Here is a 213-nt window from a genome sequence, read left to right on the forward strand (position 1 = left end):
ACAGGACAAAAAGCGAATATCCTACACTTAACCAAACATCCATATTTTCAGTTAATACGTCACGATGTTATTAATCCTTATTTAATAGAAGTAGATGAAATCTACAATTTGGCCTGCCCTGCATCGCCTGTTCATTATCAATACAAACCCATAAAAACTATAAAGACATCAGTAATGGGTGCCATTAATATGTTCGGATTGGCAAAACGAGTT

The 213-nt window shown here is 34.7% G+C and carries 1 pseudogene; it reads left to right on the forward strand.

Features of this window, described 5'->3' with window-relative positions:
• A pseudogene (locus ACRHOC_RS15855) lies at positions 1–213 on the forward strand (SDR family NAD-dependent epimerase/dehydratase); the annotation flags it as partial.

The organism is Winogradskyella poriferorum, assembly GCF_050618035.1.
Taxonomy (GTDB): Bacteria; Bacteroidota; Bacteroidia; order Flavobacteriales; family Flavobacteriaceae; genus Winogradskyella; species Winogradskyella poriferorum_A.